Here is a 7,344-nt window from a genome sequence, read left to right on the forward strand (position 1 = left end):
CACGCTCACGCAGCTCGTCGGGGTACTTCTTCGGTGCGGGCATCGCTGGTGTTCCTCCAGGTTTCGATGTCTCCATCTAACCCGGGGCGGAACACATCGCCCACCGGGGCTACCTGACGCTCAACCCGCTGAAATACACCAGCCCGCTGCTGTCGATCGTGCTGCCGGTGGTCGTGCTGCTGCTCGGCGGCATCGGCCTGCCCGGCGGCGCGGTCTGGGTGGACCGCCACGCCATCCCCGGCCGGCTGCGGCACACCCTGGTCAGCCTGGCCGGTCCGGCCACCAACGTGCTGTTCACCCTGCTGCTGGTGGCGGCCGTGACCTGGGGGCCCGCGCTGGGCGGGCCGCTGGAGTTCTGGGCCGGCGTCGGCCTGCTCGCGTTCCTCCAGCTCATGGCCAGCGTGCTCAACCTGCTGCCGGTGCCCGGGCTGGACGGCGGCAACATGATCCAGCCCTGGCTCAGCCCCGCCTACCGGCGGATGTACGACCTGTTCGCCCCGTACGGATTCATCCTGCTGTTCGCGTTGCTGTGGAGCCCGCGGATCGGCGGCGTGTTCTTCGGCGGGGTGTTCGCGGTCGGCGACGCGCTCGGCCTCCCGCCGGACCTCTACCGCCTGGGGCTCTACCTGATCCGCTTCTGGCAGGGCTGACCGTCCCCGGGCCGGCGCGTCGCCGGCCCGGGGACGGCGGGCGTCACGGACGCTGCGCCGGGCTCTCGGTCTTCGCCGGGTCCCGCTCGGTGACCGGCTCGACGATCTCGTCGATCGCCTTGAGCAGGCCGGCGTCGAGCTTCACGCCGGCCGCCTTCACGTTGTCGTGCACCTGCTCGGGCCGGGACGCGCCGACGATTGCCGAGGCGACGTTCGGGTTCTGCAGCACCCAGGCGACGGCGAGCTGCGGCATGGTCAGCCCGGCCTGCTCGGCGATCGGCTTGAGCTGCTGCACCCGGGTGAGCACGTCGTCGGTGAGCCACCGGGCGATGAAGTTCGCGCCGGACTTCTCGTCGGTGGCGCGGGAGCCGGCCGGCGGCGGCTGGCCGGGCAGGTACTTTCCGGAGAGCACGCCCTGGGCCATCGGCGACCAGACGATCTGGCCGACGCCCAGCTCCTCGCTGGCCGGGACCACCTCGGTCTCGATGACCCGCCAGAGCATCGAATATTGCGGCTGGTTGGAGATCAGCGGGATGCGCAGCTCGCGGGCGAGCGCGTGCGCCTCGCGCAGCTGCGACGCCGTCCACTCGGACACGCCGATGTAGTGCGCCTTGCCGGAGTGGACGACGTCGGCGAACGCCTCCATCGTCTCCTCCAGCGGCGTGCTGACGTCGTACCGGTGGGCCTGGTAGAGGTCGACGTGGTCGGTCTGGAGGCGGCGCAGCGAGCCGTCGATCGACTCCATGATGTGCTTGCGGGACAGGCCGCGGTCGTTGCGGCCCGGGCCGGTCGGCCAGTACACCTTGGTGAAGATCTCCAGCCCTTCGCGGCGCTCGCCGGAAAGCGCGCGGCCGAGCACCGACTCGGCCCGGGTGCCGGCGTAGACGTCGGCGGTGTCGAACGTGGTGATGCCGCTGTCGAGGGCGGCCCGGACGCAGGCGACCGCGGCCTCCTCCTCGACCTGCGAGCCGTGGGTGATCCAGTTGCCGTACGAGATCTCGCTGACCATCAGGCCGGAGCGGCCCAGGTGTCGGAATTCCATGCCCCGACCCTAGCCCCGCACGCCGCGGAGCACCCGCTGGGACGTGCCGGGCTCAGAGCACCGGGCTGGTGTCGGCGAGCAGCCGGTCGATCTCCGCGGCCACCGCGGCGCGGCTCGGGTGCACCGGGTCGATCAGCGGCTGACCGCGCCGGTCCAACGCCCCCCACCGGCCGGTCTCGGTGGTGACCAGGAACGCCACCGGGTGCACCACGAGCGTCGGGTACGCCGGCGCCACCAGCACCCGCCCGCCGCGGTCCACCACGCCCCGGCGTCCGGCCAGTTCCACCACGGCCAGCCCGTCGGCGGTGAAGCCGTCCAGGTGCCGGCCGTCGGCCAGCGGCGCGCCGAGCCGGTGGTAGCGGGTGGGCACCACGACCGCGCCGGTGCGGTCCACCGCGCCCCAGCCACCGTTCTGCCGCACCGGGGCCAGGCCGTTGCGGAACGGCCGGACCTCCTCGTAACCGGGCGGGATCTTCACGATGTTCATCCGGTCGACGGCCATCCACCGGCTCTTGCCGTCCATGGACACCCACGACAGCCCCTCGGTGAAGGCGCCGACCGCACGGTAGCCGTTGTTCGCCTCGATCAACGCCGCCCCGCTGGTGTCGATCAGCGCCCACCGGGACGCCTCGGGGCGGCGTACCCAGGCCAGTCCCTCGTGGAACGGCTGGGCCTCGGCGTACCGGTGCGCGATGACCAGTTCGCCGTCGGCGTCCGCGTACCCCCAGAGCTGTTCCGAGTCGTCGAACGTCGCCGCCGGGTAGCGGGGGGTGCCTAGCACCTCCTCCCGGCTGCGGGGCGCCGGACCGAAGCCGTCGCGCGCCGCCCGTTGCGCCACCGCGTCCAGCGCCACCTCGGTCCGCGCGTGCAACGCCGCGTCCTCGCCCTGACGCAGGTCCAGCGCCCGCTCGAAGTGCACGCACGCCTCGGTCAGCCGGCCCTGGTCGTAGCAGGAGCGCCCGGCGTGCTCGTGCAGCGACGCGCGCAGCCGGCCGGGCAGTTCCGGCGAGTTGGCCTCGGCGAAGAGCCGGTCGGCCTCCGCGTGCTCACCGCGCCAGCGCAGCACCTCGGCGAGGCGTGCGCGGGCCAGCGAGGTCCGCCGCAACTCGCCGGTGGCTTCCGCGTACGTGAGGGCCAGCCGCCCGTCGGCGACCGCGTCGTCCAGCTCACCGAGGATCCGGGACGCCACCGAGCGCAGGCTCAGCAGCCGGGCCCGGCTGCGGTTGTCCAGCGCCGTGCCGAGCTTGCCGGTGAGGCCGTCGCGGATCTGGCGCAGCCGCGCCGGATCGGGCGGCTCCTCGCGCAGCGTCTCCGGGTGCAGCCGCCAGTCGACTCCGGCCAGGGCCTGTTCCGGGTCCGTCGGCGCCGGTTCGTCGTCCGGCCCGTCCGCCCGGGGGTCACCTCCCGGCCCCGCCGCCGAGGTACGCGGACCCGCCGCCCCGTCGGCCTCGGTGTCCCCGGTCGGGGCCTCGTCGGTCGGCGCGGTCGGCGCCTGACCCGTCTGCACCTCGGGCGTCCCACCCGTCTGCGCCGGGGCACCCGACGGCTCGGTGCCGGTCCACTCGCCGGTCGCCGCGTCCGCCGGGGGCGAGGTGGCCGGTTGGCCCGAACTGGATTCGGTGTGCTCCTGCGTAGCCGAATAATCTTCGAGCTGGTTGGCGCTCGCCTCGGGCGTCGCCGCGCCGGTGCTGTTCGCGGCGATGACCGCGACGTCACTCGGGCTCAACCCGCCCGCCGGGATGCCGGCCGGCGTCGCTGCGCCGCCGGGTGGGGCCGCCGTGGTGCGGTCCGGCGTCGCCGTGATGCCGGGCCTGCTACTGGTCAATGCGGCGGCCCTGGCTGGGTCGGCTGCCGTCCGGGGCGGGTCGACACGGTGCGGTTCGGTGGGCGGCGCGGTGTCCGTTCGGCCGGTGTGGGTGGGCGTGGTGTCGCTGAGGTCGGTTCCGCCGGTCGACGTCCGGCCCGGACCGGTGGTGGCGCGTTCCGGGTCGAGCGGATCCGTCCCGGTCGACGCGGTGGCCGGCGCGTCGGTTCCGGTACGCGCCGTCCCGGTCGGGTCGGTTCCGGGCGTAGTGGTCAGGGCGGGCGCCGTGCTCGACCCGGTCGCGCCCGGGAGCGGACCGGCCGGACCCGCCCCGGCCCGCAACTCGTCGCCGTGGCGCGGTTGCGGGCGTACCGCCGGAGCCGGAGCGGCCGGCGCAGGCATCGGCGCGGCGGCGGTCGTCGGTGCGGGTTCCGACCGGTCGAGGTCGGGGCGGCTGACGGGTGCTGCCGAAGGCGTGATGGGCGACGGTGCCGTGCCGCCGTGCGTGGTGTGAGACGGCTCGTCGTCCGCCCGCACGGGTGCCACCGCCGGGTCCGCCCCGACCGGCGGCACCTCCTCGGCGGCCGGCGGCACGGTGACCGGGGGTGGTTCGCCGCCGGTGGTCGTGCCGGCCGCGCGGACCGGCGCGTTCTCGGTGCCCGTGCCGGCGGGCTCGTCGTGAGTCGGTGCGCCGGCCGGTGGCTCAGGCGCCGGCCCGGTGCCGGGCCGCGGTTGCGGCGGCGTGCCGTCCCCGGGGGCCGACGGCACGGGTGTCCGGGACTCGACCGGCGGGCGGGCGCCCGGCACCGTGACCTCGGCCGCCGCCGCGATGTCAGCCGCCGCTGGCCTGACGGTCCCGTCGGGCATCGGTGTCCGGGCGTCGTCCCCGCGCCGCCCGGACGCCGTGGTCGCGGTGGTGGTCGGCGTGGAGCCTCGACCGTCGACGCCCGGCGCGGCTGCGTCCGGCCGTGCGGCCGGGTCCGCGGGTGCCGGACGGTCGGCGGGTGCCGGACGGTCGGCGGGTGCCGGACGGTCGGCGGAGGGGACCGGACGGGCCGGCGCGTCCCCGTCGTCCGGTCGGGACGCGACGGCCGGCGTGCCGTACCCCGGCGCCGCCGCCCCGGGATCGCGCGCGGGTGGCGTCGCGTCGTGGCTCGACCGGAACCATGCCTCCGTGCCGGAGTCCGCCGCCTGAGCTGCCGGGCGCTGCTCGTCCGTCTGCCGAGCGCCGGCCGCGACCGACCGCTCCGGCCGACCCGGCGTGACCGGCGGAGCCTCCGGGGCCGAGGGCGTGGCGGTGACTGGCGGCGGCGGGCCCTGCGGCGGCCGGACCTCCGCAGGGCCGGTCCGGGTGGGCGGGACCGGGCCGCGCTCGGGTGCCCGGGCCGGGGCGGGGCCGGGGTAGGCGGGCGGCGCCGGACGGCGAGCCTCGTCGTACCGGTCCGACACCGGGGAGGCCGGCCGCCGGGGCTCGTCCGGTCGGCTCGGCGGCACGGGTGGGGTCGGCACGTCGTCGCGACGGCCGCGCCTGTGCTCCTCGGGTCGGGCCGACCACTGCTCCGGACGGGGTCGGTAGCCGGGGGGCGCCGCGGCGTCCGCCCGACGCGGCTCCGGCTCGGGCTGCCGCCGGTCGGCCTCGGGACGAGCGCCGGTCGAGGGCAGCCGGACGTCCCGCGCATCCGGACGGGCCCGGCCGACGGCGTCCCGGGCGGCGCCTTCCCGGTCCGGGCGGTGACCGTCGAGGCGCGCGGCGTCGGGCGGCGGGACCGGGTGGCCGTCCACGACGGGACGGCGCCGCTCGTCGGGCCGGTGCGTGGCGGGTTCGGTGCGGGGCCGCCGCTCGATCACCGGCCACTCGCCCTGCGCCGGGTAGGTGCGGTCGCGCTGACCGTCCCACCGCTGGTCGGCAGGGCGCGGAACGCCGTACCGATCGGTTTCGGCGCGTTGCGGGGCGCGGCCGTGCCCGGCGGCCGGACGCTGGACGTCGGCGGGCGCGGCGGCCTCTCGACGGGGCGCGGCGTCGTCCCGCCGGCCGGCGGCCGGTTCGCGCCGGTCGGGGTGGGGACGCGGACCCGGCTCACGCCGGCCGTCCCGGCGCGGCTCGCCGTGGTCGGCCCGGCCGCGTTCCGTCGGGGCGCCGGCCTGGTCGCGCCGATCAATCGGCCGGCCCGGGTCCCGCCACCGCGGGTGGCTGTCCGGCTCGGGGTCCCGCCAGCTGTCGACGTACGGACCGTGCGGCTCGTCCGCGGCGAGCCCGCGACGATCGTCGGGCGGCGTGGGCTCGCGTCGCCCGTCCGGGGAGGCGACACGCCGCTCGTCCGGCGGCGGGCTCCACTGGACGCGGGCGGCGGCCTCGCGCCCGTTCGCCGCGGCGGGGCGGTCACCCGCCGGCCGGCGGCGCTCGGACCAGCCGGGGGCGGATCGCGGGGTCTCGTTCGGCTCCGGCGCCCAGCCCGGCTCGATCGGCGCGGAGCGGTAGGAGGTGGCCCCGGGGCGGACCCAACGCTGGTCGAGACGCTCGGGTGGGGCCTGGTGTCCGCGCGGGTGCCGGCCGTCCGGGCCGGCGGGACTGATCGGGTAGGTCTCCGGGCCGGCCGGGCTGACCGGGTACGTCCCGCGTGAGCCGGCCGGGCTGATCGGGTACGTGTCGTCGGGGGCCGGGCTGACCGGGCGCACCTCGGCGCGGCCGACCACGGGGCGACGGGGCGGTGGGGGCGTCAGGTGCTCCAGGCCGATGTCGCCCGGATAGCGCTGGCCGGGAAACTGCGGCTCCCACTCGTGGGTGGGCGCGAGGGCCCAGGCCGGTTCCGCCGGCTCGCGCCAGCTGCCCCAGCCACTCATCGACAGCCCTTCCCGCCGGTCGCGCGGCGCGGCCTGAGAACCGGCTCGCGTCGCTCGCTCACGGCGGTGTCACCTCGTCGGAAATTGTCGCGCCAAAGCGCCGGACGTGCCGGTAGAGTCGCCCGGTCCAGCACGTCTTGCCTGCGGAAGGAGGGTAACGGCGTGGGCTCGGTCACCGCCACTGTGGCACCACCCACGGACGCACACGTTACCCCATGGTTTCGGACATTCGGCGCGATAGTGGCGGCGGGCTGGCGCCGGCACGCGACCTACCGCCAGGTCGCCGTGGCCGGCGTCGCCACCAACACCGTGTTCGGCTTCCTGCGCTGCTACATCTTCCTCGCCGCCACCGGCACGGCCGGCACCGTGGCCGGCTACGACCGGGCCCAGCTCGGCACGTTCGTCTGGGCCGGCCAGGGGCTGCTGGCGGTGATCGCCATCTGGGGCTGGACGGAGCTGGCCGACCGGATCCGCTCCGGCGACGTGGCCGCCGACCTGCTGCGTCCGGTGCACCCGGTGACCAACTATCTCGCCATCGACCTCGGCCGGGCCGGCTTCGCGGCGCTCGCCCGGTTGGTGCCCCCGCTGGTGATCGGTCCGCTCTTCTTCGCGGTCCACGTGCCCCGGCACTGGGCCACCGTGCCGCTGTTCCTGCTCTCCGCGCTGCTCGCGGTGGTGGTCTGCTTCGCCTGCCGCTACCTGGTCAACGCGACCGCCTACTGGCTCCAGGACGTCCGGGGCCCGATGATTCTCTGGACGCTGGGCTCGGGCGTGCTGGCCGGTCTCTACTTCCCGCTCGGCTTCCTGCCCGCTGCGGTGGAGGCGACCCTGCGGTACGCCACCCCGTTCCCGAGTCTCCTCCAGGTCCCGCTGGACGTGCTTGTCGAACGCGAGTCGACGGTGACCGCGGTCGGCCTGGTCGGCGTGCAGGTCGTCTGGGCGGTGCTGCTGCTGGCGCTCTGCCGGCTGGTCCAGCGCCGCGCGGAGCGCCGGCTGGTGGTGCAGGG

3 protein-coding genes and 1 pseudogene are annotated in these 7,344 nt (G+C 76.4%); 2 read left to right on the top strand and 2 right to left on the bottom strand.

Translation table 11 applies throughout. From position 1 onward, the window contains the following. A pseudogene (locus AB0H28_RS15770) lies at window positions 1-650 on the top strand (site-2 protease family protein); the annotation flags it as partial. Between the two features lie 43 nt (window positions 651-693). Here AB0H28_RS15770 and AB0H28_RS15775 read toward each other — a convergent pair. Beyond that, window positions 694-1,692: an aldo/keto reductase family protein gene (locus tag AB0H28_RS15775; protein WP_358039719.1), complete on the bottom strand. Its 999-nt coding sequence runs from the start codon at window positions 1,690-1,692 to the stop codon at window positions 694-696. A 52-nt stretch (window positions 1,693-1,744) separates the two neighbouring features. After that, window positions 1,745-6,337: a WG repeat-containing protein gene (locus tag AB0H28_RS15780; RefSeq protein WP_358039722.1), complete on the bottom strand. Its 4,593-nt coding sequence runs from the start codon at window positions 6,335-6,337 to the stop codon at window positions 1,745-1,747. Window positions 6,338-6,577: 240 nt separating this feature from the next. Here AB0H28_RS15780 and AB0H28_RS15785 point away from each other — a divergent pair. Next, window positions 6,578-7,344: ABC-2 family transporter protein (locus AB0H28_RS15785; RefSeq protein WP_358039725.1), on the top strand; the 767-nt coding region annotated here is incomplete at its 3' end.

Origin of the sequence: Micromonospora sp. NPDC050980 (genome assembly GCF_040653835.1) — a bacterium.
Taxonomy (GTDB): domain Bacteria; phylum Actinomycetota; class Actinomycetes; order Mycobacteriales; family Micromonosporaceae; genus Micromonospora.